This is a genomic window from Pseudoalteromonas sp. SR41-8 (assembly GCF_014163915.1).
Taxonomy (GTDB): Bacteria; Pseudomonadota; Gammaproteobacteria; order Enterobacterales; family Alteromonadaceae; genus Pseudoalteromonas; species Pseudoalteromonas rhizosphaerae.
This window is the reverse complement of record NZ_JACJEE010000100.1, coordinates 1-336: the sequence shown is the minus strand read 5'-3', so window position 1 is coordinate 336 and position 336 is coordinate 1. Positions and strand designations below refer to the sequence as shown.

Below are 336 nucleotides of genomic sequence, written 5' to 3'. Positions count from 1 at the left end.
CGCCATTGCCGCCAGTAGCACATTCTTATCCTACGGCGGATCCAGTGATCTAAATCCACCGTTAGCTGATAAGCGTTGGCTATTAGGTAGTAGTGTCCCCAGCCGCGCAAATACTGTGTGAGTTTATGAATTTGTAGGGTCATTGAGATCCCCCAGTTGCGGTTAGTGAGCTCCCTGACATTTGCTTTAAATTTCTTTAGCGCCTGTTCGTGGATCTGCACTTGACCGTAGCGGAAGGTAAACCCGAGAAATTTCGAGCCTGATACTGGACCGACCCGACTTTTCGATTCATTCACTTTGAGTTTTAATCGCTTAGTGATGAACGCAGTAATTTCC

At 47.0% G+C, this 336-nt stretch carries 1 protein-coding gene; it reads right to left on the bottom strand.

The annotated features are described in order from the left end of the window. Positions 1 to 336, bottom strand: a 336-nt coding sequence (locus H5162_RS21175; protein WP_310736447.1) for a group II intron maturase-specific domain-containing protein, incomplete at both ends; no start/stop codon positions are given.